1 protein-coding gene is annotated in these 355 nt (G+C 62.0%); it reads right to left on the minus strand.

The window, feature by feature from the left end:
• Positions 1-247: Mu transposase domain-containing protein (locus tag Q5762_RS40135; protein WP_399495540.1), on the minus strand; the 247-nt coding region annotated here is incomplete at its 3' end.
• Between the last annotated feature and the right edge of the window lie 108 nt (positions 248-355).

Consider the following 355-nt stretch of genomic DNA (forward strand, 5'->3'; position numbering starts at 1 on the left):
GGCCGATGTCATTGGCCCAGTTCAGGAACCGTCCCGGTGACCAGTTCTGATGGGCCTGGTGCGATTTAGGCATGTGTTCAGTCAGGGTGGCGAAGCGGCCCTTACCATGACGAGGATGTAGCGCCACTCGCTGCCCTTTGTGCATGACCTCCACGGAGGTGTCGGTCACCCGAACGTCCAGCTTCACCCCCACCAGGGCGTGGGGCACGCTGTATAGCCGCTTCTCGATCTCGATGTGATAGTCGATACCCGGCCGTGCCTTACGCCACTCGGCGTAGGTGTAGGGCGTGGGGGGAGTGGTCGTAGTGCCGGTCGGTCGAGGGCATCGAACAGGCTTTGACGACTCTCTGTCCGT

This window comes from Streptomyces sp. P9(2023) (assembly GCF_032436795.1).
Classification (GTDB): domain Bacteria; phylum Actinomycetota; class Actinomycetes; order Streptomycetales; family Streptomycetaceae; genus Streptomyces.